The 24,030-nt window shown below is 53.9% G+C and carries 24 protein-coding genes and 1 riboswitch; of the genes, 22 read left to right on the forward strand and 2 right to left on the reverse strand.

The annotated features are described in order from the left end of the window. The first annotated feature begins 2 nt into the window (after positions 1-2). The 11 genes from Yoon_RS11380 to Yoon_RS11430 all read left to right on the forward strand — a co-directional run bounded on the left by Yoon_RS11380 (position 3) and on the right by Yoon_RS11430 (position 9,971). A complete protein-coding gene (locus Yoon_RS11380; RefSeq protein WP_238112349.1) occupies positions 3-395 on the forward strand; it encodes a biopolymer transporter ExbD in 393 nt (130 codons plus the stop codon). After that, entirely contained in the window at positions 392-1,318 is a 927-nt protein-coding gene (locus Yoon_RS11385) for an energy transducer TonB (protein WP_238112350.1), read from the forward strand. Before Yoon_RS11380 ends, Yoon_RS11385 begins: the two co-directional genes overlap by 4 nt. Positions 1,319-1,358: 40 nt before the next feature. Then, a riboswitch (cobalamin riboswitch) is annotated at positions 1,359-1,576 on the forward strand. A gap of 379 nt (positions 1,577-1,955) precedes the next feature. Then, positions 1,956-2,753 carry an ABC transporter ATP-binding protein gene (locus tag Yoon_RS11390; protein WP_238112351.1) on the forward strand — a complete coding sequence of 266 codons (798 nt, stop codon included), beginning with the start codon at positions 1,956-1,958 and terminating at the stop codon, positions 2,751-2,753. Beyond that, on the forward strand, positions 2,753-3,688 hold the full coding sequence (locus Yoon_RS11395; RefSeq protein WP_238112648.1) for an ABC transporter substrate-binding protein: 936 nt from the start codon (positions 2,753-2,755) through the stop codon (positions 3,686-3,688). The genes Yoon_RS11390 and Yoon_RS11395 overlap by 1 nt, the downstream gene beginning before the upstream one ends. A 6-nt stretch (positions 3,689-3,694) precedes the next feature. Then, complete coding sequence (locus Yoon_RS11400) at positions 3,695-4,744, forward strand: FecCD family ABC transporter permease (protein ID WP_370642159.1); 1,050 nt, start codon at positions 3,695-3,697, stop codon at positions 4,742-4,744. Between the two features lie 76 nt (positions 4,745-4,820). Beyond that, complete coding sequence (locus Yoon_RS11405; RefSeq protein WP_238112352.1) at positions 4,821-5,285, forward strand: (2Fe-2S)-binding protein; 465 nt, start codon at positions 4,821-4,823, stop codon at positions 5,283-5,285. Between the two features lie 3 nt (positions 5,286-5,288). Then, positions 5,289-7,532 carry a molybdopterin cofactor-binding domain-containing protein gene (locus Yoon_RS11410; protein WP_238112353.1) on the forward strand — a complete coding sequence of 748 codons (2,244 nt, stop codon included), beginning with the start codon at positions 5,289-5,291 and terminating at the stop codon, positions 7,530-7,532. A 12-nt stretch (positions 7,533-7,544) separates the two neighbouring features. Next, positions 7,545-8,180, forward strand: coding sequence for a hypothetical protein (locus Yoon_RS11415; protein ID WP_238112354.1), 636 nt, complete (start codon positions 7,545-7,547; stop codon positions 8,178-8,180). A 9-nt stretch (positions 8,181-8,189) separates the two neighbouring features. Continuing rightward, positions 8,190-8,537, forward strand: coding sequence for a hypothetical protein (locus Yoon_RS11420; protein WP_238112355.1), 348 nt, complete (start codon positions 8,190-8,192; stop codon positions 8,535-8,537). A gap of 214 nt (positions 8,538-8,751) precedes the next feature. Then, complete coding sequence (locus Yoon_RS11425; RefSeq protein ID WP_238112356.1) at positions 8,752-9,687, forward strand: OmpA family protein; 936 nt, start codon at positions 8,752-8,754, stop codon at positions 9,685-9,687. A gap of 38 nt (positions 9,688-9,725) precedes the next feature. Beyond that, entirely contained in the window at positions 9,726-9,971 is a 246-nt protein-coding gene (locus Yoon_RS11430; RefSeq protein ID WP_238112357.1) for a hypothetical protein, read from the forward strand. Positions 9,972-9,986: 15 nt separating this feature from the next. Here Yoon_RS11430 and Yoon_RS11435 read toward each other — a convergent pair whose 3' ends face one another. Continuing rightward, complete coding sequence (locus tag Yoon_RS11435) at positions 9,987-10,769, reverse strand: siderophore-interacting protein (RefSeq protein WP_238112358.1); 783 nt, start codon at positions 10,767-10,769, stop codon at positions 9,987-9,989. Between the two features lie 229 nt (positions 10,770-10,998). Between Yoon_RS11435 and speA the strand changes: the two genes are divergently transcribed. The 10 genes from speA to Yoon_RS11485 all read left to right on the forward strand — a co-directional run bounded on the left by speA (position 10,999) and on the right by Yoon_RS11485 (position 21,560). After that, positions 10,999-12,894 (forward strand): biosynthetic arginine decarboxylase, encoded by a 1,896-nt coding sequence (gene speA, locus Yoon_RS11440; RefSeq protein WP_238112359.1) that lies wholly within the window; start codon positions 10,999-11,001, stop codon positions 12,892-12,894. A 20-nt stretch (positions 12,895-12,914) separates the two neighbouring features. Then, positions 12,915-14,120, forward strand: a complete 1,206-nt coding sequence (locus Yoon_RS11445) for a saccharopine dehydrogenase family protein (protein ID WP_238112360.1) — start codon at positions 12,915-12,917, stop codon at positions 14,118-14,120. A gap of 7 nt (positions 14,121-14,127) precedes the next feature. Further along, complete coding sequence (nspC, locus tag Yoon_RS11450) at positions 14,128-15,300, forward strand: carboxynorspermidine decarboxylase (RefSeq protein WP_238112361.1); 1,173 nt, start codon at positions 14,128-14,130, stop codon at positions 15,298-15,300. After that, the gene (speB, locus tag Yoon_RS11455; protein ID WP_238112362.1) at positions 15,297-16,154 is read left to right on the forward strand and encodes an agmatinase; all 858 of its coding nucleotides are present in this window, start codon (positions 15,297-15,299) and stop codon (positions 16,152-16,154) included. Before nspC ends, speB begins: the two co-directional genes overlap by 4 nt. A gap of 100 nt (positions 16,155-16,254) precedes the next feature. Next, positions 16,255-16,902: a TetR/AcrR family transcriptional regulator gene (locus Yoon_RS11460; protein ID WP_238112363.1), complete on the forward strand. Its 648-nt coding sequence runs from the start codon at positions 16,255-16,257 to the stop codon at positions 16,900-16,902. Between the two features lie 352 nt (positions 16,903-17,254). Next, positions 17,255-18,028 (forward strand): ABC transporter ATP-binding protein, encoded by a 774-nt coding sequence (locus Yoon_RS11465; RefSeq protein ID WP_238112364.1) that lies wholly within the window; start codon positions 17,255-17,257, stop codon positions 18,026-18,028. Positions 18,029-18,058: 30 nt separating this feature from the next. After that, entirely contained in the window at positions 18,059-18,829 is a 771-nt protein-coding gene (locus Yoon_RS11470; protein WP_238112365.1) for a transporter substrate-binding domain-containing protein, read from the forward strand. Positions 18,830-18,846: 17 nt separating this feature from the next. Next, positions 18,847-19,599, forward strand: a complete 753-nt coding sequence (locus tag Yoon_RS11475; RefSeq protein ID WP_238112366.1) for an ABC transporter permease — start codon at positions 18,847-18,849, stop codon at positions 19,597-19,599. Further along, on the forward strand, positions 19,596-20,372 hold the full coding sequence (locus Yoon_RS11480) for an ABC transporter permease (protein ID WP_238112367.1): 777 nt from the start codon (positions 19,596-19,598) through the stop codon (positions 20,370-20,372). Before Yoon_RS11475 ends, Yoon_RS11480 begins: the two co-directional genes overlap by 4 nt. A gap of 30 nt (positions 20,373-20,402) precedes the next feature. Beyond that, entirely contained in the window at positions 20,403-21,560 is a 1,158-nt protein-coding gene (locus Yoon_RS11485; protein ID WP_238112369.1) for a M20 aminoacylase family protein, read from the forward strand. Positions 21,561-21,569: 9 nt separating this feature from the next. Here the strand turns inward: Yoon_RS11485 and Yoon_RS11490 are convergent, their stop codons facing one another. After that, entirely contained in the window at positions 21,570-22,349 is a 780-nt protein-coding gene (locus tag Yoon_RS11490) for a dimethylarginine dimethylaminohydrolase family protein (protein WP_238112370.1), read from the reverse strand. A 93-nt stretch (positions 22,350-22,442) separates the two neighbouring features. Between Yoon_RS11490 and Yoon_RS11495 the strand changes: the two genes are divergently transcribed. Further along, entirely contained in the window at positions 22,443-24,029 is a 1,587-nt protein-coding gene (locus tag Yoon_RS11495) for a 5-guanidino-2-oxopentanoate decarboxylase (RefSeq protein ID WP_238112371.1), read from the forward strand. Position 24,030: the final 1 nt, after the last annotated feature.

The raw sequence follows: 24,030 nt of genomic DNA on the forward strand, positions 1-24,030 counted from the left end.
TGATGCCCCTATCAGCCAAGCCCCGTCGCGCGCAATCAGAGCCAACAATCGCCTTGATCAACATCGTCTTTTTGATGCTGATCTTTTTTATGATTGCGGGTGCATTGGCACCAACGCTGGATGATGAAATCAAATTGATTGCGACGGATAATCTGGACGGGCGCGCGCCGCCGAATACGGCAGTTCTGCGCGAAGATGGGGCGCTGTATTTACGCGGTGAAGCCGTGACGGTTGAACAGGCTGTTGCCGCATCTGAAGCGGGCGAAAACGGGCGCGATATTCGGTTGGTTGCAGATCGCGCCGTGCCAGCAAACCTATTGATGGAACGGGTCGGGGAATTGCGGGCAGCGGGCGCAACCTCGGTCTGGCTTGTCACCGAACGAGGGCTTGAATGATGTCGCCGCGGATCTCTGCCCTAGTCTTTTTGTTGGTGTCTGCGGGTGTTCACCTTGGGTCAATGCAAGCCATTGCTGTGCCCGATGCAACCCTGTCGGCAGCCAGTCCGCCCGCGGCACTTGTATCATACGGGAACAGTTTTGCCGATATGGTGATGGGCAGCCCCGAAACCACCCCAGAGGTCATCGATGCAATAGAAGCGGAACAGACCGAAAGCCCGGCGCCCGCCGAGCCGACCGAACCCCTACAACCAGAGGCAAACGAAGCAACAGCCGAGCCGTTAACCCCAGATGCGCCCATCCTTGACCCGGTCGAGGTCACAACTGGCCCAGTTGATATACGCGTCGCTGTCGCCCCATCGACAGTGACAGCAGCCCCAGCCGCTGTGCCAATCACACTTAGCGCGATAGAGCCGGTCGAGATTACAAATTCGCAGCCAGAGCTTTTGGAAGCATTGCCAGATGTCCAAGTTAACGACGCAAGTCTAGCGACAACGCGCCCAACCCCACGTCCAAGCGATCTTGGTCAAGCAGTCGCATCCGGAAATGCCAACCAAGACGCGCGCCGTGGTGCTGACACCGGAACCGAACAAGTCAGCCAGCAAGTCCAACACAGCGGCCAAGGACAACAAGTTGACGAAGTCGCCATCCAAGCCGCCCGAGAAGCAGCGGCAAATTACGGAAACACCGTCATGCGCAAGATCAGTCGTACGCGGCAGGAAAGAATACGCGCACGCGGAACGGCAATTGTTCAGTTTCACATCGCGGCATCAGGGCAGCTTGGATCGATAGGGATCGCGCAAAGCTCTGGGGACGCAAGCTTAGACAGCGCCGCTTTGAACCACATCCGCCGCTCCGCCCCGTTTCCGACCCCGCCAGCTGGGGCCGGAACGTCATTTACGATCCCGATCGAATGGCGTTAGCGCTAACCAGTTTTTTAACCTTGACGCACCTCCACAAACCTTTCAGAAAAACCGCGATGGTTTCCAGCCGTCGAACATGCGGCTGGAATGAAAAGGGAATACGGTGAGGAAGAGCGAAAACGCGCTGAATCCGTGACTGCCCCCGCAACTGTGAGCGGTGAGTGACCCCGATGAACACCACTGAGCCTATGGCTCGGGAAGGTTCGGGAAAACGCTGACCCGCAAGTCAGGAGACCTGCCATCAGGCGGCATTAAGCCGTTACTGCAACTCAACCCGGACGGGGTGTCTGGAACGGAGACTATGATGGCAACACGGAAAACCCCGTGCTTTAAAACATGTCTGCCCCGCGCCCTGCATATGCGCGGAGGGCGATATGAACGTGCGTCAAAGCCGTAGCGGCCATTTACCTGCGACTTCTCTTCAGATCATTCGAAAATTAACCGTTTTATATGAATGCGTTACCGGTTTCATTAAGGCCGTTGGATATGTTGTTTTTGTAGACAACCTAATTCGGAGCCGTCGCGTATTGCCAATTGCAACAGATCAACATATGAAAATTGTTATATTATCACGTATTCAATCAGATGCTGAACTGGAGACGTTCCATGCGACCCACAAAAATCGACCTCACCCATTATGAAACCGGCTAGTCTTGCCGTAAATGAGGTAAGTTGGGCACCTCATAAATCGGATCAGCCAGTGCTGCACCCCACCTCATTCAGTGTGGATGCAGGGCGCGTGTTGGGGGTTGTCGGGCCGAATGGGGCGGGTAAATCGACCCTATTGCGGCTTTTATACCGTTTCCAAAAACCGCAAATGGGGCAAGTGCGCGTTGGCGGCCAAGATATTTGGGCAATGAATGCCCGAGACAGCGCGAAACAAGTCGCAGCCGTTCTACAAGAGCAAGCCTCTGCCTTTGGGTTGACTGTCCGCGAGATTGTCCGCCTTGGCCGTACACCGCATCGGTCGGGTTTTGCGGCATCTGGGGCGGGGGATGAACAGATCGTTCATGCCGTCTTAGAAAAGCTGAGCTTGCATCCTTTGGCAGATCGCAATTTTGGCACCCTGTCAGGCGGAGAACGGCAACGGGTGATGGTGGCACGGGCCTTGGCCCAAGAGCCGCAGGTCTTGATCCTTGATGAGCCAACAAACCATCTGGATGTGCGTCACCAACTAGAGGTGGTGTCACTGATCCAAAACCTTGGCCTCACCATTGTGGTGTCCTTGCACGATCTCAATATGGCGGCCGGGGTGTGCGACGATGTTTTGGTGCTCAAAGACGGGCATCCGCAGGGCTTTGGCCCACCGCAAACGCTTTTGACAGACGCCCTTGTCTCTCACACGTTTCGTGTTGCTGCGCAGCGCGAACAGCTTGCCCCGAGTGGGGCATCACATTTTTCATTTTCACTTCCCAACGAAACAGAACCTCAATGATGAAACTCACTCTTACCACTTTGGCAGCACTTTCCATAGCTGGTGCCGCAGCGGCACAAACGACGGTGCAAAGCTGCAACCGCGAAGTCACATTTGACGCGCCGCCACAGGCTGCCATTTCCAATGACGTCAACCTGACTGAAATGATGCTGGTGCTTGGGCTGGCAGATCGCATGGTCGGCTACACCGGTATTTCCGGCTGGAAAACGCTGAATGAAAACATGACCGCTGGCATCGAAGAACTGCCCGAGCTTTCATCACAATACCCGTCCAAAGAAGTTCTGATTGGCGCTGATGCTGATTTCTATTTTGCGGGTTGGAACTATGGCATGAAGGTCGGCGGCGAAGTGACGCCCGAAACATTGGAACCTTTTGGCATTCAAGTTTATGAGCTGACCGAAAGCTGCATTCACATCGGTGAAAAAGACGCGGCCTCTATGGACGATATGTACAACGATCTGCGCAATCTCGGTGCGATCTTTGATGTTTCAAATCGCGCAGAGGTCTTGATCGAAAACTACCAGATCGATCTTGAAGACTTTCTATCCGATCAACCCGTTTTGGACGAAGCCCCACGGGTGTTTGTCTATGACAGCGGCGAAGATGTGCCATTTACGGCGGGGCAATACGCCATGCCAAACGCGCTGATCGAAGCGGCTGGCGGGACCAACATTATGAATGACCTTGATAAAAGCTGGGCAACTGTGGGCTGGGAAGCTGTCGTTGAACGCAACCCCGAAATCATCGTGATCGTGAACTATGGCGAAGTCACAGCGGACCAGAAACGCGCATTCATGATGTCGAATCCTGCCTTTGCGGATATCGACGCTGTGCGCAACGACCGCTTTGTTGTGCTTGAATATGTCGAAGCAACACCCGGCCCACGCAACATCGCAGCCGTCAAGACGCTTGCCGCAGCGTTCCGCGCGGAATGATCTGAGATGATGACGACGCAGCAATCGCCCGCCAATCCGTCACAATCTTATGGGCCGTGGATTATCGGTCTTATGGGGGTTTTGATCCTGATTGGATCATTGGCGACTGCTGTGAGCGTCGGAGCGATTGCCGTTCCGCTTGAAACGGTTTGGGGCGTTTTGATCAATAAGATAACCCCAGACACAATTCCCCAAGACTGGTCGCGGGGCCGTGAAGCCATCGTGTGGGATATTCGGTTCCCACGGGCAATCCTCGCGAGCTTTGTCGGTGCGGGTTTAGCGATGGTCGGTGCAAGCCTGCAAGCCGTCACACGCAATCCGCTCGCTGATCCGCATTTGCTGGGGATCTCGGCTGGCGGGGCATTCGGCGCGATTTTAGCGCTACTACATACAGGGTTGTTTTTTGGCTTGCTGACGGTGCCGCTCTTGGCCTTCGCAGGGTCGCTTGGGGCGACATTGATTGTTCTGGCCGTCTCGCAATTTGCTTCCGCCACCAGCGCCGACCGATTGGTATTGGCCGGCGTTGCGGTGTCATTCATCGTGATGTCTGCGGCAAATGTATTGATTTTCTTAGGCGATCCACGGGCCACGCATACCGTGGTGTTTTGGATGTTGGGGGGGCTTGGTCTCGCTCAATGGGATCAGCTGATCTATCCGGCAGTGATTCTATTTGGCTGCGGGGCGTATCTGTGGCTAAAATCCGATACGCTTAACGCGATGACCATCGGTGATGAAACTGCGACGACATTGGGTATTCCGGTTGCGCGCTTTCGGTTGACGGTCTTTGTCATCGGGGCTTTGATCACGGGGGTCATGGTCGCGTTTTCGGGCATTATTGGGTTCGTAGGCCTTATGGTTCCGCATATCGTTCGCCTTTTGGTGGGCGGCGATTATCGGCGGCTTTTGCCTATTTCAGCGCTATGTGGTGCCGTATTTCTTGTCTGGGCGGACATTATCGCGCGCACGATCATGGCCCCAGACGATATGCCGATTGGGATCGTCACTGGATTAATCGGCGGGCTTTTCTTTGTCTGGCTGCTGCGACGACGGACCTAAAAAGCGCCGAGTGGATTTCTTCCAGATAGTGTGTAGCCTATACACAGGATGCAGTCAGCTAGGGGCAAAGACCACCATGCAAGCAAGCTTTACCGTGAACGGCACAGTGCGATCTGTGGATGTTCCAGAGGATATGCCGCTCTTGTGGATACTTCGTGACGAAATTGGGCTGATGGGCACAAAATACGGCTGTGGCATTGCGCAATGCGGCGCCTGTACCGTGCATCTGGATGGGATGGCCGTGCGATCCTGTCAGGTGCGCGCCTACGAATTAGACGGGGCTGAAATCACCACGATTGAGGGCTTGGGCACGCCCGAAGCGCAGCATCCGGTGCAAGAAGCATGGATCGAAACACAAGTGGCGCAATGTGGTTACTGCCAATCAGGGCAGATTATGCAAGCCGCGTCGATGTTGGCGAACAACCCAAACCCAAGCGATGATGAAATCGATGCTGTGATGTCGGGGAACCTGTGTCGCTGCGGGACGTACCCGCGCATCCGCGAAGCGATCCGGCTGGCCATTCAAAAGCAGGGGGCTTGATCGATGGGTAAACTGCGCACGCTTACACGCCGCACGTTTTTGGTTGGATCAACTGCAGTTGCTGGCGGCGTCGCCTTTGGCATTTACCGCGCCAAAGCGCCTTTTGAAAATCCGAATCTTGCAGGGCTGCCCGAAGGCGCCGCGAGCTTTAATCCATGGGTCATTATCGACGCTGAAAAAATAACGCTCATCGCGCCGCACGCCGATAAGGGTCAAGGTGTCTTTTCCGCGCAAGCGGCGATGATTGTCGAAGAATTGGATATTGAACTGGATCAGGTCGAAATCAGTTTTGGCACACCTGACAAAGCCTATATGAATGGCGCGCTTACCGACGCTATGGTGCCGTTTCCGCAATATGATTATGGGAAAGTCGCCGAAGGGGCGCGGCGTTTTGCAGGCGGTGTCGTGCGTGCTGCCTTGCCGATCATGGGAACTGGCGGGTCCTCGGCCATGCCTGATAGCTACGATAAACTGCGCGAAGCGGGTGCCGTCGCACGTGAAACGCTTAAAGCCGCAGCATCGCAACAGGCTGGCGTGCCAATTGAAGGTTTGCGAACAGAAAATGGGGCGGTTTGGCTACCCGACGGCACGGCGCTAACCTACACATCGCTTTCGGCTGCCGCTGCCCAAATAGAGCCCGTCACAAATGTAACGCTACGCGATCCATCGCAATGGCGTATTCTGGGCAAACCGATGGAACGGGTTGATATTGTTGCCAAGTCAACGGGCACATTGCCTTACGGTGTCGACCATAAAACGGACGGGATGCTATTTGCGACGGTCAAGGTAAACCCCCGTCAAGGCGGCGTATTAATCAGTCACGACGCCACTGCGGCGCTTGCGATGGAGGGCGTTGTCGACGTCTTTGAAATCACAGGCGGCATTTCTGTCGTCGCCAATAATACATGGACGGCCATACAAGCCGCCAATGCGATCACCTGTGAATGGGGCGAAGCGACCTACCCGCCAGAACAAGACGCGCATTGGACTGCGCTTTCGGCGAGTTTCACGGATGATAGGCTGAACGCCGAAGCCCGCAATGTTGGCGATGTTGACGCAGCGCCAGGCGCAGAGGTGATCGCGGAATACAGATCCCCATACGTCGCCCATGCGCCGTTAGAGCCGTTGAACGCCACGATTCTCGTGTCTGATGATCGCGTTGACGTCTGGACCGGGCACCAATTACAAATGTTTGCGGTAGATATGGTCGCCAAAATCACTGGCGTGGACAGGGACAACGTGCATCTACACAATCAGTTCATCGGCGGCAGCTTTGGGCATCGGTTGGAATTCGATTATCTGAAACAAGCGGCAGAAATTGCTATGAAAATGCGCGGCACACCTGTCAAAATGACCTACTCCCGCGAAGAAGATTTCGCCCATGATTTTCCGCGCCATATCACGATGGGCCGCGGGATTGGGAAACACGAGAACGGCAAAGTCACCGCGCTTGATGTGCAAATTGCGGGGCAGTCGGTGATGACTTCGCAGATGTCACGCATTGGATTCAGCCTACCCGGCCCGGATACGCAATTGCATGAAGGGGCGTGGGATTACCCCAACCTGAATCTGCCCAATATTCGGGTACGGTCGTATAAAGAAACCGGGCTTGCGCCCGTATCGTCATGGCGGTCGGTTGGCGCAGCGCCAAACGGTTTTATCTATGACACGCTGCTTGATGAAACGATCCACGCTGCGGGTGCTGACCCGCTGATGGAACGGATCCGGCTGATGGGACATGATGTATCGGTCAAAGTGCTCGAAACCGTGGGCGAAATGTGTGGCTGGAATGGGCATGACTTGGGCGCTGGGCGCGGGCGCGGCGTTGCCTATGTGTTTTCCTTTGGGGTTCCCGTCGCAACGGTTGTTGAGGTCACGCAAACAGAACGAGGTATCCGTTTGGATGAAGTTTGGGTTGCCGCTGATGTTGGTCAGGTGATTGACCCGGTTAACCTTGAAAACCTTGCGCAGGGTGGCACATTGTTTGGTCTGGGGCATGCAATGAATTGCGAAATAACTTATTCTGACGGGATGGCGCAGCAAAGCAACTATCACGCACATGAGTCGATGCGCCTGTATCAAGCACCCAAAGTCAATTTCACCGCGTTAGAGAACAATCCGAAAATCAAAGGTTTTGGTGAACCGCCCGTTCCCCCAGCGGCCCCGGCGTTGGGCAATGCGATTTTTGCAGCGACTGGGCAGCGGATACGTGAATTGCCGTTCAATAAACATATTGATTTCGTCTAAGGAGCCCCCAAAATGCAGACTCTATTCCGCGTTTTTGTGACTGTTTTTGTGTGTATTCTCGGCACGATATCTTGGGCTGATGGCGATGCACCTGCGACAATTTCTGCGCCTGCGGCTGGCTCTGTCACACTAGCCGAAGGGCTTGCCGCGTTTGATCGCGTCTACGAGGTCGTGAACCATCCGCGTTGCGCCAATTGCCATACGGGGCCAGATAATGTTCCGATGTGGTATGGCGGCAGCGAAGGCCCAGCGCGACCCCATGGGATGAATATCAACGCAGGCCAAAGCCGCATTGGTGTCGAAACTTTGATCTGTTCGACCTGTCACCGCACATCTACAGACCTGCGCAGCGCGCCACATGCCCCGCCGCGTGCTGGGTTGGATTGGCAGCTTGCGCCGGTTGAATTCGAATGGTTTGGCAAAACACCGGCCGAGGTCTGCGCCCAATTGTCAGACCCTGACCGAAATGGCGGGCGCGATTGGATGGGCCTCGCGGAACATTTGGTTGATGACGCGGGACATTACGGTTTTGTGCTTTGGGGGTGGAACCCGGGCGGCGGGCGTGACCCAGCGCCTTATTCACTGCAAGCGCATGTGGACGACGTTCTGATCTGGGGCGTCGCCGGTCAACCCTGCCCCGCAGAATAAGGATGTGACATGACACGACAGGAACGCAAATACACTGCGGCGGCCGCCCTGCTGTTCGCTTCCGCTGCGCTGCACCTTCCCATAGCAGGGATCGATTTTGGCGCATTCGGCATACAAATGATTGTTGCCGCGCTGCTTTGGACTGTTCTGGGCTTGGGCCTGCTACGCTATTGGCGTTGGTGCGCTTATATTGCGCTTTTTGGTATGTTATATGGTGTCTCCGCCGCGCTTTTTGGCGCCATGGATGCGATAGGGTTAGTGTCGATCTTGTTTTGGGCCATTGTCGCCATCGACGCGCTTGCCGCGGCAATCTTGTTTGGCTTGCTATGGGCCCCGCACCCTAAGAGACCAACCTAGCCACGTACGAATTGGACATGGTGGCTCGTAGGTACAAATTGATTTGTTAACTTTTGATCTGTACTCTGCGCCGATCAGGCCAAGAAGCGTGGTCAGTCACACTTTGGCCAAGTTCTTCGATAATAGACGCTCTTTAAATGACGTGGGTTTGTGAATCACCAACGGGCCACGTCCTTGCGCGTTCAACGAACGTTGGTAATTTGGGAGGTATTGAATGAAATTGGTTCTAGTGGCGGGCGTTGTCGCATTGACGGGGCTGACCTTTTTTTCGGCTACACAGACGTTGCCCTTGGCAGATAGTCCTGACCTATCAGAGGCGTTGCAAACCGAAAGCGAAGCGCTTGAAGCGGCGCGCGTGGCGCTTGATGAACAATCGGAAATGTTCGAAAATGCGCTTTCCGATCTATCAGCCGAAAACCTCGCTTTGGCGGCTGCAAACGGTGACCTGACTGACCGCATGACGGCTTTGGATGCGCAAATGCAAGATGCGGTCGCGTCGCAAATGACAATTGCGTCCCTTGAAAGCGCAAACGCCGACGTGACCCATCGGATCACTGATCTAGAAACGCGTTTAGCCCAGTCGGATTCAGAACTTGTTGCGGCTAACGAACAGGTCGCACAACTGCTTGAGGCCGAGAGCACGGGTGACGTCGCAAGCGCGATCGCAGAGCTTGAAAGTCGGGTATCCGCTTTGACAAGCGAAAACACCGACCTCAGCGATGCGCTTGTGAAGCGCGACGATGTGATTTCCGGCTTGATGGCGAGTGCAGATCCGTCAGGTATGAGCGTCGTGACAACCTGTCAAGAACAGACAGATGCGCTGCTTGCAGACACTCGGGTCAGTTTTGAAACCGGCACCACATTCACCGAAGATTCAGTCTTGCTGCTTGAACAAATCGCGATGGTTGCAATTGACTGTGCGGGCGATGGTCTGATGCTAGGGATTGAAGGGCACACTGATGGCGCGGATGATTTTGCGAGCAACCTGTTGCTCAGTGATGCTCAGGCCAAAGCCGTGGTTGATTTCCTCGCAGAGCGCGGCGTGCCGACGCTGGCCATGCGCTCAGTTGGTTTTGGCGACCGCGAGCCTAGCACGGGCGAAGAGCAAACCCAAAATCAACGGATTCTCTTTGACTGGAAGCAAGGTTAACCCCCGCTCAACAACGCTATTTTAAGTTTGGAAAACGCATGTTCACACCTATGATCCAAATACTTCTCTACCTTTCAGCCACGTTTGTTTTGGGCTTCGCTTTGGGTTGGCTTCTTTGGAAGTTCAGCAACACAGAGCAAGCAGATGCACAATCGACGGAAACGGAATACTGGATGGATCGTCTTGATCAGGCGCGCAACGAGCGCGACCTTCTCGAGACAAAAATCGCAGCTCTTTCGCGCGAAAAAGAAAACCTGACAAAACGCCTGAAAGCTGCTGGATAGAAGCGACCGCGGCTATTATGAATTGGCGCGTTTGTCTGCTTGATGTTCGTCTTCGATCAGCCCAATTTTCCAGTACCCAGAGATATAGGTATCTTCTTTGGGTACGCCGCGCCCGTTGATGATTTCCGCGCGTAGGGCTTTGATCATGCCACTTTCCCCGGCGATGCATGTTTGAACCCGGCCCGTGAAATCCGGTAGCGATGCAATGCGATCAACACATTGCGTCACCGGCTGATGTGGATCGGGGTGGGTAATCCAATGCACGGCGACCCCATCCGGTGCATCCACTTCTTGGCGGTCGTCGTCTGACGTGATTTCCAAAAAGGCCAAACCTGTCGCATCACGCGGCATAGCTTCAAGGGTTGCTGCGGCAACGGGTAAAGCCGACATGTCAGCCGCGATCACGTAAGTGTCGGCATAGAATTCCTTCAGCTTAATTGGGCCAGGCCCTGCAAATCCTGCGACATCCCCAACCACACAGCGCCGCGCCCAAGCTGATGCGGGCCCGGCATCACCGTGATCCACGAAATCGATATCAATTTCCTTCAATTCGGGGCGCAGATGACGAATCGTATAGGTGCGCACCGTGGGTCGTGGGCCTACTTCCAGCTGATTTACAAATGCATCTTCGGCTTGGCCAACTTCAGGGATGAACAGCTTAAAATGTGCGCCTTCGATCCCGGCCTCAAGACCTTGCATCCAATCAGACGTACAAGTAACGCGGATCATATTTGGGGTAATCCAGGATTTTGCAGAAACATGCATAACGCGCGGGGTGCGCTTAGGAGGCGTGGTCATTGCTGTTCTTTCTTAATGGGCTGGGCTTAATGCCAGTTATTCCGAGCAATCGGCTCGGCCCGCAATAACTGACAGATTTTATCAGAAAAGAAAAGAGGCACCGGGTGATCAACTTGCAACGTTTTTGCAAGGTGTTTACCTAGGTATGGAGAACAGTTGGCGGATTTATCATTTCACATTAAAGGCCGATCAACGTAACGCAGCTTTGTTGCACTCATGTGGAATTTCTATGAAAAACGATGCGCAAGTAGTTTCAGACATTTACGGCTTTTCGCTTTGGTCGGATGGACTGGTAGATGTCACAGACAGAGGTGATCTGGCCCTGCGCAACCCAAGTGATGACACGCCGCCTGTATCGCTTCCGCAGGTTATGGATGCGCTTGCGCAGCGGGGTATTTCTGCACCGATTCAACTGCGTGTACAGCCGTTTTTAGATCGTTCGCTTGCTCGGCTACATGACGCGTTTTCTGATGCCTTCCGAGAGACCAAATACCGCGGCGTCTACCGCGGGGTATTCCCTGTTAAGGTCAACCAACAATCCGATGTCATTGAACGACTTACCGAAGCAGGGCGCGCCTATCATTTTGGTCTTGAGGTCGGTTCAAAACCCGAGTTGCTGATCGCACTTGCCCAATCACTTTCACCCGAGGCTTTGTTGATTTGCAACGGGGCCAAAGATGCGGCGTTTATCCATTTGGCGATTTTGTCGCAAAAACTGGGGTTCAACACGATTATCGTGCTCGAAAGCCTGTACGAGTTTGAGATCGTGTATCGGATTGCGCAGGAATTGGACGTGCGCCCAACGCTGGGCGTGCGGATCAAACTGACCGAGACCGTGACGGGCAAATGGCAGGCATCATCCGGCGACCGATCCGTATTCGGGCTGAGCGCGCTGGACGTGGTCAAGCTGACAGCCCGCCTAGAAGAAACCGGATTTATGGATTGCCTGGTGTTGCAGCACACGCATTTGGGCTCGCAGGTGCCAAATATTATGGATGTGCGCCGCGCCGCCACCGAAGCCTGCCGGTTTTATGTTGAATTGTCACGCATGGGCGCGCCGTTACAACATCTTGATTTGGGCGGCGGATTGGGGATCGATTATACAGGCGAACGGCGCCCGGATGAAAATTCGGTCAACTACACAGTCAATGAATACTGCGCCAATCTGGTCGAAACCGTTCGCTATGCGATGGATGACGCGGGAATTGAGCACCCAACCATTGTCACCGAAAGCGGACGGTTTGTCGTCGCGCAATCGGCGATATTTGTGTTCAATATTTTGGGTGCAACGCTTTATGACAATTTGGAAAAAGTCGAAGTCCAAGAAGGCGACCACCATCTGCTCAGCGATCTATTGGCCGTTGAAGCGTATATCGATGGGCCACGCCTGCAAGAAGCGCTGAACGACGCGATTTATTACCGCGACGAAATCCGCGCGCTGTTCCGACGCGGGCAGATTGACCTGCAACTTCTGGCACGGGCCGAACAAGCATTCCTCTATCTGTTGTCCCGCTTCAAAGCTGCTTCAAAGCTTGAAGAAAATGCCGGACAGATTGATGAGCAACTGACCGGGTTCGTCGATTATTATCATGGCAATTTCTCGTTGTTCCAATCGTTACCGGATGTCTGGGCGATTGACCAACTGCATCCAATCATGCCGCTGCAGCGTTTGGACGAAGAGCCTACGCGTAGTGCCATTTTGACCGATATCACCTGTGATAGTGACGGGAAAATTGATCAATTCGTGCTGGCGGACGGAACCGCAGGGGCGCTGCCCGTTCACGAACTGCGCGACGGTGAAGATTACTATATTGGTGTCTTTTTTGTCGGAGCCTATCAGGAAACCCTAGGTGATTTGCACAACCTGTTTGGGGACCCGAACGTTGTGACCATTTCGCTTGATGGCGAGGGTGGCTTTGACATTGAACATGAAACCGAAGGCGACACCATTGCGCAAGTCTTGTCCTATGTGGAATATGACCCGCAAGATTGCCTTTCTACGTTCCGCAAGACTGTTGAAAAAGCGGTGAAGGCGGGCAAGGTGAACGCGGCAGAGCGCCGCACGATGATTGCCGCATATAAAGATAGCCTTGCCGGGTCGACCTATTTCGGCACCGACAGTTGAAGATAGCAAAGGATCAAAACATGGAAAAAGTTCTGGTTGTGGGCGCGGGCGGTGTTGGTGCCGTAGCCGTTGTCAAAATGGCGATGCACCCTGAGATATTCAAAGAAATCACATTGGCCAGTCGGACCAAATCCAAATGTGACGACATCGCTGCAAACGTCAAAACCCGCACAGGCGTGACGATTAAGACCGCAGCACTTGATGCAATGGATGTAGCCGCCACTGTTGCGCTTATCAAAGAAACAGGCGCAGAACTGGTCGTGAACCTTGCGTTGCCTTATCAGGATTTGGTCTTGATGGATGCTTGCCTTGAGGCAGGTGTGCACTATCTGGACACAGCAAACTACGAACCCGAGGATGAAGCCAAGTTCGAATACCATTGGCAATGGGCCTATCAGGAACGCTTTGAAAAAGCGGGTCTAACTGCCGTGTTAGGGTCTGGTTTTGATCCGGGCGTGACCTCTATCTTTGCGACATGGATCCGCAAGCACAAGCTGGACGGCATTCGTCTGATTGATGTTTTGGATTGCAACGGTGGCGATAATGGCAAGGCGTTTGCAACCAACTTTAACCCCGAAATCAACATTCGCGAAGTGACCGCTGTCGCGCGCCACTGGGAAAACGGTGATTGGGTCGAAACCGCCGCGATGTCGCATAAGGTTGCGTTCGATTTCCCCGCTGTGGGCGAAAAGAACATGTATCTGATGTACCACGAAGAACTGGAAAGCATGAAAACGCATTTCCCCGAAGTGGAACGCGCGCGGTTCTGGATGACCTTTGGCGATGCTTACATTAACCACGTTACTGTGCTGCAAAACATTGGCATGACCCGGATTGATCCGGTGACCTATGAAGGCCAAGAAATCATCCCGCTACAATTCCTAAAGGCGGTTTTGCCTGATCCCAGCGATCTGGGTGCGCTGACCAAGGGCAAAACATGTATCGGTGACATCATCACCGGCCCATCCGGCGACGGTGAAAGGACCTATTACATCTATAACATCTGCGACCACGAAGAGTGTTTCGCCGAAGTCGGCAGTCAAGCCGTGGCTTATACCACGGGCGTGCCTGCGATGATCGGGGCTGCGATGATGTTGAAAGGTATTTGGCTCAAGCCCGGCGTATGGAACACCGAACAGCTCGACCCGGATGCATTTATGGAAATGCTCACCAGCAATGGTCTGCCTTGGCAGATTGTTGAACTTGACGGGCACCCAGAGTTCTAGGCTGACAATGGATATCGAAAAGCTTTCGCGTGCGAGTTTTGCGCAGTTTGACCTGACACGCGTGCCATCGCCTTGCTTTGTGGTGGACGCGGTCGCGATTGAACGCAACCTGCGCATTCTTGCGGATGTCGCGGAGCAATCGGGTGCGCATATTCTCTTGGCGCTCAAGGCTTTTTCGATGTTTGCGACGGCACCGTTGGTGGATAAATACCTCTCGGGCGTTTGCGCGTCGGGCCTTTACGAGGCCCGGCTTGGGCGCGAAAAATATATGGGTGCGGTAACCACCTATTGCGCGGGATTCAAAGCACAGGATCTTGATGAAATCATTCATCTATCCGACCACCTGATCTTTAACACACCCAGCCAACACCAACGGTTCGCAGGGCAGGTGCAAGCCGCGCGCGCAGCGGGCGAGACGATTAGCCTTGGCTTGCGTATCAACCCTGAACATTCCGAAGGCTGGACCGCAAAATATGACCCGGCTGCGCCATGTTCGCGGCTCGGCACCCCGATATCACAGATGACGGCGGCTGATCTTGATGGCATCGACGGCTTGCATATGCATACGCTGTGCGAACAGGGGTTTGCGCCACTCAAACGGACGTGGGACGCGGTCGAAGAGCGCCTTGGCCCTTGGTTAAAGGGGATGAAATGGCTGAACCTAGGTGGCGGGCATCACATTACCAAGCCCGATTATGACCGGGCCGGGTTGATCGCTTTGGTCAAGCATATCAAAGAAATCTACGACATTGATGTCTATCTTGAACCCGGCGAGGCCTGCGCGCTGCACGCTGGGATTCTTGTGGGTGAAGTGCTGGATGTCACCGAAAATGACATGCCTTTGGCAATTGTTGATATTTCGGCCACTTGTCATATGCCCGACGTAATCGAAGCACCGTATCGGCCCGAGTTACTGGGCGAGGTCACAGATGGCGTCACCTATCGCCTTGGTGGGCCATCGTGTTTAGCGGGCGACGTGATCGGCGATTACGCCCCCGCACATCCGCTCAGCCCCGGTGACCGGATCGCGTTTCTGGATCAAGCACATTATTCGATGGTCAAAACCAACACATTTAACGGTGTGCCGTTGCCTGCAATTGCGCTTTGGAATTCGGACACGGATGACCTGCGCATGATCCGTGAATTTACGTATGATGATTTTGTGGAGCGGCTGTCATGACATATTTTTTGGAAGGTGAGCTATCCGCGTCTGAGCGCGACCCACAGACCGCCAAATTCCGGGTGATCCCGGTGCCGCTGGAACGGACTGTATCCTATGGGGCAGGGACCGCAGACGGACCTGATGCGATATTGGAAGCCAGCGTCGAATTAGAACGCCTGTTTCGCAACGCAGAACCCTGCAAACACGGGATCGTCACCGATGATTATGTTGACTGTACTGGCCCCTTGCCCGACGTGATGGAACGCATTGCGGGACGGACCGAAATGGCCGTGAAAGCTGGCGCTGTGCCCGTTACATTGGGCGGAGAACATGCGCTTTCATATGGTGCGGTGCGCGGTGTTGTGCGTGGATTGGGCCGCGATGTTGGCATTGTGCAAATCGATGCGCATGCAGATCTGCGTAAAGCTTACCAAGGTGAACGACATTCGCATGCATCCGTCATGCAGCTCTTGGCCGAGGAAGACGGGATACGGATCGCCCAGTTTGGCGTGCGTGCGCTTTGTACCGAAGAGGCAAACCGGCGCGCCGATTGCGGCATCTTCTACCGTGACGCCGAAGAGCTGGTGACGCAAAACATCAGCGCAGTCGACCTGCCCGCTGATTTCCCGCAAGATATTTACGTCAGCTTTGATGTGGACGGGCTGGACCCGTCGATCTTGCCCGCGACAGGCACACCCGTGCCCGGTGGGCTCGGTTATTACCAAGCGCTAAATTTGGTGCGTCACGCGTTGAAAGGGCGGCGGCTGGTTGGCTTTGACGTGGTCGAACTCGCCCCACGCAAAGACAGCGCCGTATCCGATTTCACGACAGCGCAGATCACATATGCCATCATGGAAATGGCGGATAGTTGAATTGCGTTCGTGACCCTCGCCAACTCGCGGGCATATGTTAAGGTAGCAAGCATGACCCCTGACGTATTTGGGGACACCTATTAGGCTGGCGAGGTTACAAATGGTGCAGAAGGAACGCCGCGTTTTTCAAAGGGAAACTGCAGATGCGCGCAGGCAGTCGCTGATAGAAGCAACGTTAGATGTGATCGGTGACCTTGGCTTTAATGGCGCGACGGTCCGTGAAATCACCAAACGTGCGAACGTCACCCAAGGCCTTGTGAGGCATCATTTCTCGTCTAAAGATCAGCTTCTGAATGCGGCTTATGCCTATCATATGTCGCAGATGACCGAACTGTCTTTGTATCCGGAAGTGCCTGAAGAGGCCACCGCAGTTTCCCGTTTAGCTGCGACCGTGCACGCCAGTTTGACCGCTCCAGTAATGAGCGAGCGCAACCTGACGCTTTGGGCGTCATTTCTAGGCAAGCTACGTAAAGAAACCTATATCCGTGAAACACACGAACGGACCTATCTCCAATTTTGCGATGGGCTGTCCGCACAAATTGCAGCGGCCCTACAAGAGGTAAACCGCTCCCCCGATCCGACCCGCTGCCGACAATTGGCCATCAGCTGTAACGCGATGATTGACGGCTTGTGGATCGAAGGTGCTGCGCTGCACTCAAGGTTTGAACCCGAGGAGGTCGTTAAATTGGGCCTACATAACATCGGTGTGTTGCTGGGTTTAGATTTAGAGGCGGCACTAACGTCATAGACGTTTTGTTTGTTTGTTGTTTCCGAAATGGTCACATAATGGAATTATGCTCAATTAGTGGGCGGTTTGAATTTCGACTGAAAGCCGTACTCTAATGTGATTGTTGCAACTTTAGATGACTGGATGACCTGCGGAAGACGGTATGTAAGCGATTGTAAGTTAATGGTTAAAATCATCAATGGGCTCGAATTACGGCACTCAATTTTGTTACAATTACTTAAAATACAAGCATTCGCTTCGTGCAGACGATTGATCCCGAAACACCTTATCAGTTGTTATTTTTCAAAACCCTATACTATACGTTTGTATAACACTTGAAACAGACGCCGAACACGCACGATGGAGAGAGAGTATGGTATCTGATGGGGCTGCGGTGCCTAAGGCGATTATGGTCAATGACCTACATAAATCGTTTGGCACGTTAGAAGTTCTGAAGGGCGTCTCGCTGGTTGCTGAGAAAGGCGATGTCGTTGCGATTATTGGTGGGAGTGGATCGGGAAAATCGACGATGCTACGCTGCATCAACTTCCTTGAGACACCTTCATCGGGTGAAATTTCGATTACTGGCGAAGTGATTGAAATGAAGCCTGATGGATCACCACACAATCAAAAACAAATCGAAAAGATGCGCAGTCGCGTGGCCATGGTTTTCCAGTCCTTTAATCTTTGGTCGCATCGCACAATTCTAGAGAACATGATCGAAGTACCTGTTCATGTTCTGAAGGTCCCCAAAGCTGAAGCCATCGCAAAGGCGCGCGAGCTGCTGGCGCGCGTTGGACTGGCAGACAAAGAGGATTCCTATCCAGCATTTCTATCTGGGGGACAACAACAGCGCGCTGCGATAGCCCGCGCATTGGCTGTCGACCCCGAAGTGATGTTATTTGATGAACCAACTAGTGCGCTCGACCCTGAATTAGTCGGCGAGGTGTTGGGCGTGATCCGTGATCTTGCCGCCGAAGGGCGCACCATGATCCTTGTCACCCATGAGATGAAGTTTGCCCGCGAGGTCGCGAACAAAATCGTCTATCTTTACGAAGGCCGGATCGAAGAACACGGCACCCCTGCAGAAATATTCGGCGCACCTAAATCAGAGCGGCTTAAGCAGTTTTTGCAATCTGTCACTTAAGCCCCAACGACATTCAACAAGGAGAAAACAATGAAACTGAATACGATTTTTACCTCTGGCGCACTGGCCTTTGGCATCACAGTTTTGGCTGGTTCTGTTACGGCTGAAACAATCAAAGTTGGCATTGCCGCAGAACCATACCCACCCTTCGCATCGTTGAATTCTGCGGGCGAATGGGAAGGTTGGGAAATCGAAATGATCGGTGCGATTTGCACTGCGGCAGAACTGGATTGCGAAATCACACCTGTCTCCTGGGACGGCATTATCCCATCCCTTACAGGTCAACAGATCGATGCCATCATGGCGTCCATGTCCATCACCGAAGAGCGTATGCAGGTCATCGATTTCAGCGATAAATACTACAACACACCGGCTGTGATCATGGCCGATAGCTCATTGGATATCGAACCGACTGCAGAAGGTTTGGCCGGAAAAATCTTGGGTGTTCAAGCCTCGACCATTCACCAAACTTACGCACAGGCACATTTCCCGGATACGGAACTGCGCATTTACCAAACCCAAGACGAAGCCAATCAAGACCTTTTCTCAGGTCGGATCGACGCGACCCAAGCGGATAGCATCGCGCTGGATGCATTTTTGTCAGAATCGGGCGGATCATGCTGCACAATCATCGGTGCAGTTGCGCCAGACGATGAAATTCTTGGGCTGGGCGCGGGCGTTGGTTTGCGCCAGGGCGAAGATGAGCTGAAAGCAGCCTTTAACGCAGGCATCGCGAAAGTCCTCGAAGACGGGACATATGAAGAAATCACCGCACGGTATTTCGCAAGTTCAATCTACTAAGCTGAGGGTTTCGGACGTTGGAGACTGTTATTGATGCATTGGGATTGACTGACAGTTTCCAACTTCTGTCGCTTTCGCCGCCGGGGTGGGGCATGAACCTGCTCCGGGGGCTCGCTAATTCTGTCAAGATCGCGGTCGGCGCCTATCTACTTGGCCTTGTGATTGGGCTGTTTGGCGCCTACGGCAAGCTGAATGGTGGGCCGATAACGCGTGATTTACTGGCAATCTACACAACCGTCGTGCGGGCGGTTCCCGAACTTGTTTTGATCTTAATCCTCTACTTTGTAGGCACTGATTTGATCAATAAGGCTTCCAGCGCCTTGGGCTATGGGCGCGTTGAAATCAGCGGCGTTGCGGCGGGTATCGGTGTTTTAGGTGTTGTGCAGGGCGCATATGCGACTGAAATTTTGCGCGGCGCGATTAAAGCTATTCCTGTCGGTCAAATAGAGGCGGCCCGCGCCTTTGGTATGCCGGCGATGATGATGATGCGGCGGGTCACAATCCCTGCGATGTTGTCTTTTGCCATCCCCGGCCTCGCAAACCTTTGGCTAATCGCTACCAAAGATACCGCGCTTTTGGCGGTTGTGGGTTTCAGTGAACTGACCCTCGAAACCCGTCAAGCCGCAAGCAGTACCCGCGCATATATGACCTTCTTTTTGGCGGCCGGCGGTCTTTATTTGATTATGACACTGATTTCGACGTTCGCATTTTCACGCATTGAAAAATGGGCAAGACGCGGCGAACGTCCGATGAGCGGGGATGCGAAATGAACAGCCTGCGATCACTATTGGTGCCGCACCGTATCGTGATGATGGTGCTATTTGCAGCGTTTGTCCTGTGGTGCGCGCTGTCCATGCGCTGGGATTGGTTGCCGAAATATCTGCCTCTTGCGATCGAAGGTATCGGCAACACGTTGTTGTTGCTTGCTGTATCCTTGGTCGTTGGGTTTCTACTGGCGGTCCCCATCGGCTTTGCTCAAGCATTTGGCCCGTTCTATCTGGCATGGCCTGCCCGCATTTTTTGCACTGTTATTCGCGGCACACCGCTATTGTTGCAAATTTGGCTGATTTACTACGGGCTCGGATCCTTGTTCCCGCAAATTGAAGGCATTCGCGATAGCGTGTTCTGGCCCTATCTGCGGTCCGCATGGCCCTATGCGTTTGTAGCTTTGACGCTATCAGTTGCAGGCTATGAAGGTGAGGTCATGCGCGGCGCGCTCAAGGGTGTGAACCGCGGGCAATTAGAAGCAGCGCGCGCCTTTGGCATGCCGCGCTTTATGTTGTTCCGGCGGGTTTGGTTGCCATTAGCCATCCGCGACGTTTTGCCAACATTAGGTGGTGAAGCTGTCTTGCAGCTTAAGGCGACCCCCTTGGTTGCAACGATCACAATTGTCGAAATCTATTCAGTCGCTTCACGGGTCCGCCAAGATACGTTTATCGTGTATGAGCCGCTGTTGCTGCTAGCCGTGGTCTATATGATTATAGCTGCAATCCTATCGTCGGCGTTTAAGTTCGTAGAAAACCAAGTCCCTTCACGCCGCTAAATACCTACTCTTTCAAAAGGACTGCCCACCGTGCCTATCATCAACAGGATCGCCGAATTCGCCGCGGATATGACCGCTTGGCGCAGGCATCTGCACGCGCACCCCGAATTGGGCCTAGAATGTCATGAAACGGCAAAGTTCGTCGTGGATCGTTTACGTGAGTTTGGCGTCGATGAAATACACGAAGGCATCGCAACTTCCGGCTTGGTCGCCATTATCAACGGGCGTGAAGATGGCAGGACTATTGGACTGCGTGCCGATATGGATGCTTTGCCCATGGATGAACATACTGGGCTTGATTACGCATCGACAATTCCGGGCCGGATGCACGCCTGCGGCCATGATGGGCATACTACAATGCTATTGGGCGCTGCGCGGTACCTTGCAGAAACAAGGAACTTTAAGGGCCGCGTCGCCCTGATTTTCCAACCTGCTGAGGAAGATCAGGGCGGCGGCGAAATCATGGTCAATGAAGGCATGATGGACCGGTTTTCGATTGCCGAGGTTTACGCGCTTCATTGTGCCCCGGGCATGGATATCGGTGCATTTGAAACAACACCCGGGCCAATCATGGCGGCCGTAGATACCTTACACATTTATATCAAAGGGAAGGGCGGCCATGGGGCGATGCCACATGAAACGGCTGACCCTGTTGTTGCTGCCGTTGGGATTGCGAATGCGATCCAAACTATTGTCAGCCGCAATCACCATGCAAATCAAGATTTGGTTGTTTCTGTCACGCAGATCCACACAGGATCCGCCGATAACATTATTCCCGACACGGCCTATATCAATGGCACCGTGCGTAGCTTCGATACGGATGTGCAGCAGATGGTCGCTCGCCGGCTGCAAACCATCGTAGACGGCCATGCCGCTGCATACGAAGTCGAAGCCACATTGGAATTCGAACTGGGCTATCCGGCGACAATTAACGACCCGGATCGGGCCGCCTTTGCCGCAGACGTCGCCCGCGAGATCGCAGTTTCCGTGAATGACCAACGCCCCCGCGATATGGGCGCAGAGGATTTTTCTTATATGCTGCGCGAACGCCCCGGCGCCTATCTGTTTGTAGGCAACGGAAATAGCGCCGCTTGGCACCATTCCGAATTCAATTTTGATGACACGGCATCCCCTTATGGGGCGTCGTTTTTCGCGCGGCTGATCGAACGGGCTTTGCCGATCGGGTAAATCTGCCCTTTAAAACCGGAGCGACAGGCAGGACATACCGCCGTCCAGCTTGGCGCATTCGGAATTGTTGATTTCGACAACTTTATACCCGTTTTCTTGCAGCATGGTGGCGGTTTTCGGAAAACCAGCGGGCATCAGCACAAGTTCATTGAACCGGATCGTATTGGCGGCGGCGTCTTCGCCGGCGGCTGTATTCAGGACGTTGTACCCATCAAAACAGCCTGAATCTTCAAGCCGCTTTGTCGATAGGATCGTTTCGCCGTCCAGCAAAGAACAATCAGATTTGAAATGCAGCACACCGTTAGGCGTGACGACTTCGGTCAGCTTGTGGCCCCAAGGATCCACAATCGCCCGCAGTTCCGCGATGCCCATGGCGTCGGTGCGGTCGGACCGCCCCACAAAAATTTCGCGCGGAGTCACCAGAATATCACCACCATCGGCATGACCTTTGCTGATCTCACGCATGTCATCATAGCAGGCGCGCAACACAGGGGCCATTTCAACAGTTTCTCCCATGCGCGATGGTGCGCCAGGTCGCATCAACACGGCCCCTTGTGGCAGGCAAAGCGCGGTATCTTCGACAAAAACACCATCTGGATAGTCAGCAAGCGGGTCCAGTTCGATCACCTCTGCGCCAGTACTTTTAAGCGTTGCGACGTAATGGGCGTGATCGCGCAACATCTGGTCCAGATCCGGCGTGCCGATATCTGTCGCCCGCAGACCTTCGGTGATACTGGCAGAGGGGCGTCGCGTAATCGCACGGCTAAATTCGTAGGTCGGGTTTTTCATCGTCATCTTTGTTTGTGGTGGTGATTGATCTTGAATTGCATACTATACACTTGTATAGCAAAGTCAATATTCTCATAGAAATGCTAGCCTATCATGACCCAGAAAAAAACAATCGGTGAAGTTCTTGTGGATTTGCTTGAACGGCGTGGTGTCGATACGATATTTGGCATCCCCGGTGTGCATACGGTCGAAATGTACCGCGGTCTTGAACGGTCCAGTATTAGACATATTACACCGCGCCACGAAATAAGCGCTGGGTTCATGGCCGACGGCTATGCGCGCGCTTCGGGCAAACCGGGTGTGTGTTTACTGATTACAGGGCCGGGTCTAACCAATGCAATTTCTGCAATGGCACAGGCGCGTGCAGATTCGATTCCAATGTTGATCATTTCTGGTGTGAACCCTGTGGCAACGCATGGCCAAGAGCTCGGGCATTTGCACGAATTGCCGGACCAAATCGGCATGATGCGCAGCATCGCACTGTTTACCCAGACGGTTCATTCTGGCGGCGATCTAGAGCCTGTTTTGGATCGTGCATTTGCCGCAATGACAGCCGGACGTCCTGGTCCCGTGCATATTGAAATCCCGTTGGACGTGATGTCAGAAATAGTCGCGGTCCCGAAACCAAGGGTCGTACAGGTGTCCCGGCGCTTGCCGTTGCCAGAGGATATCGCGCGCGCCGCCGACATCTTAAAAGAGGCAAAGCGGCCCATTCTGTTGGTTGGTGGTGGGGCAGTTGCAGCAGAATCGTCGGTTCAAACACTTGCAGAACAATTGGATGCGCCTGTTGTCACAACAATAAATGGACGCGGTATTCTGGGTGGCCACCCGCTTGAGGTGCCCGCAAGCCCCAGTTTGGCACCTGTGCGGGAAATGTTGGCGGATGCTGATGTCGTTTTGGCCATTGGTACGCAGTTTGGGCCAACAGATTATGACTTGAACTGCGACGGGGGCTTGCCCGCACTTCAGAAAGTCATCCGTGTCGATGTTGACCCGTTGCAAGCCACACGCGGTGCCCTGCCGGATCTGACTGTTATTGGCGATGCAAGCGCCGCATTAACCGCAATCACCGCGGAAATTGAAACACCTAAAGACTGCGACGGCGTGGCCCGCGCAAAATCGGCACGCACCGCAGCGCTGACCAGTCTTGGGCCTGCGTACCAAACCGGGGTCGCCTTGATCAAATCCATCGGTGACGCGTTGCCCGGTTGCTTGCTTGTCGGGGATTCAACGCAGCTGGTGTACGCCGGGAACTGCTATGCCGATATCGCCAAACCGCGTGGATGGTTCAATTCATCTGTCGGCTATGGGTCGCTTGGCTATGGGCCACCTGCGGCCATTGGTGCCAGCCTTGCGCAGCCTGACGCCCCAGTCGTTTGCATCACGGGCGATGGTGGGTTTCAGTTTTGCCTGTCTGAACTGGGCACTGCGATGGATGAAAATACACCAGTCATTTTCCTTGTCTGGAACAATGGCGGCTATCAAGAAATCGAAAGCTACATGGTCAGCGCGGATGTCGCGCCCATTGGTGTCACCCCGACCCCGCCAGATTTTGTGACATTGGCTGCTGCTTATGGCATGGGTGCCGAAACCATCACCGATATTGCGGATTTAGTCCCTGCCATCAAACGCGCACATGCCTTAGGCCAGCCGTATCTGATCGACTTCAAAACCCCGTAAC

The sequence above is a fragment of the Yoonia sp. I 8.24 genome (genome assembly GCF_022096995.1).
GTDB lineage: Bacteria > Pseudomonadota > Alphaproteobacteria > Rhodobacterales > Rhodobacteraceae > Yoonia.